The sequence below is a fragment of the Nocardia aurea genome (assembly GCF_003123685.1).
GTDB classification, from domain to species: domain Bacteria; phylum Actinomycetota; class Actinomycetes; order Mycobacteriales; family Mycobacteriaceae; genus Nocardia; species Nocardia aurea.
In genome coordinates, this window is sequence record NZ_QCYJ01000109.1 from 1 (window position 1) to 964 (window position 964).

The 964-nt window shown below is 73.8% G+C and carries 1 protein-coding gene; it reads left to right on the plus strand.

Features of this window, described 5'->3' with window-relative positions; genetic code table 11:
- A partial coding sequence (locus tag DAT37_RS26000) for an AAA family ATPase (RefSeq protein WP_157978703.1) occupies positions 1 to 964 on the plus strand: 964 nt, incomplete at both ends.

Consider the following 964-nt stretch of genomic DNA (forward strand, 5'->3'; position numbering starts at 1 on the left):
TCGTCACCCTCCTCGTGCTCGGGTTCGTCGCGCTCACCCTGCGCTTCCCGCGCGCCGCGGCGACCGCCCTGGTGATCGCGGCGTGGGCCGCGCTGGTGCCCGCGATCGCCGTCCTGTTCCCCGTGCGCTCGCTCGCCCCGACGCTGCTGCTGGTGCTGGCGGTGCCCGTCGCCGCCGCGGCCCACCTGATCCGCTGGGTGGCGCCCTGGCTCACCGCGCTGCTCGCCCTGATCCCGGCCGGCCTGCTGGCCGCCGCCCTGTCGCCCCTGGCGCCCGTCTCCGAGGGCATCGCCGTCTGGGTCGCGTACGGCGCCGCCGCGGCCGTGCTGCTCTACCGGTTCGTGCTCGCCCGCCGGGCCAGGGCTGAGCTGTCCACGCGCGAGCAGGAGCAGTTGCGCGTACGGGTGCGCGAGGGCCGGCCCGAAGCGCAGCAGGACCGCGCGGCGGGCCCGCCCAGCATCTCGGTGGAGGAGGCGCTCGGCGAGCTGGAGAGCATGATCGGCCTGGCCCCGGTCAAGGAGCAGGTGCGCTCGATCGCCGCCTCCATCGAGGCGTCCCGGCTGCGTGCCGAGGCGGGCTACACCTCCGAGAGGCCGACCAGGCACTTCGTGTTCGTGGGCCCGCCCGGCACCGGCAAGACCAGCGTGGCCCGCACGGTCGCGAAGATCTTCTACGCGTTCGGCCTGCTGGACACGCCGTACGTGGTGGAGGCGCAGCGGGCCGACCTCGTGGGCGAGTTCCTCGGCGCGACCGCGATCAAGACGAACGAGCTGGTCGACCGCGCGCTGGGCGGCGTGCTGTTCATCGACGAGGCGTACGGGCTGGTCAACACCTCCGACGGGCAGCCCGACAGGTTCGGCGCCGAGGCGGTGCAGACGCTGCTCAAACGGGCGGAGGACGACCGCGACCGGCTGATCATCATCCTGGCCGGCTACGAGCAGGAGATGACCTCCTTCCTCACGTC